Below are 503 nucleotides of genomic sequence, written 5' to 3' on the forward strand. Positions count from 1 at the left end.
GGGGCCGCCGGGGCCGCCGGGGCCGCCGGGGCCGCCGGGAGTACGGCTCCCGCGGCCTCCGCGGCCCCGGTGGCCGTCGCCGCCTGGGCCGGTCTGCCTCCGATGCGGCGCACGGCCGACGGACCGGCGGCCGTGGCGGACGCCGCATTCGGCGGGCGACTGCCGACCTGGCAGAACCCGTCGTTCACCCGGGGGTCCTCCCCCGCGGTCCTGGACCCCGCGGCGGGCGGCAGTCTGCTTTCGGGTGCGCCGGCCGAGTCCGCCGGCCCGGTCCCGGGACTCGAACGGCCCGCCCCGGCCCTGCCGTCGGGCCGTCCGGCCGGCGCGCCCGCCGTGCAGCGCGTGCCGGTGGCGCCGCTCCGGGCGGTCCCCGCACGGACGACGTCCCCCACGGCGACCGCGACCCCCTCGGTTCGCGCGGGAGCCCTGACCGCCAGGTCCGTGCCGACGGCGCCCGTGGCCCCGTCGCCCGCGGTGCCGCGCTCACACGGCGACCGGTCCGC

At 83.1% G+C, this 503-nt stretch carries 1 pseudogene; it reads left to right on the plus strand.

Annotated features, from left to right (window positions below):
• Positions 1–503, plus strand: a pseudogene (locus AB4039_RS42410) (hypothetical protein); the annotation flags it as partial.

This window comes from Streptomyces sp. M-16, assembly GCF_052114405.1.
Taxonomy (GTDB): Bacteria; Actinomycetota; Actinomycetes; order Streptomycetales; family Streptomycetaceae; genus Streptomyces.